This window comes from Peribacillus sp. SIMBA_075, from assembly GCF_046534585.1.
Window position 1 is genome coordinate 1 of the sequence record NZ_JAWRYN010001019.1, and the last position, 256, is coordinate 256.

Consider the following 256-nt stretch of genomic DNA (forward strand, 5'->3'; position numbering starts at 1 on the left):
GTTATTGAGTTCGTATTGTTTGATTTGGTATGCGGAAAGCAGCTTGCGCAAATACGGGAACTGCTCGGACAGTTCCGGCGGAGTCTTTTGCCGCCCGCCTTTATATTCTGAATAGGCTTCGTTGCGGAAAGTCGTTTTCCCGGCGTCGAACGCCACCATCATATGTGTCGGCTTTTCTTCCTCCAATAGCTTCTGCAGCATCGTCGTGAAGCCGTATACTGCATTCGTGTGTACGCCGTTATCGTTGGTCAATAGT

At 49.6% G+C, this 256-nt stretch carries 1 protein-coding gene; it reads right to left on the minus strand.

The annotated features are described in order from the left end of the window. On the minus strand, positions 1-256 hold a 256-nt coding region (locus SB775_RS31375), incomplete at both ends, for a PIN domain-containing protein (protein ID WP_410865185.1).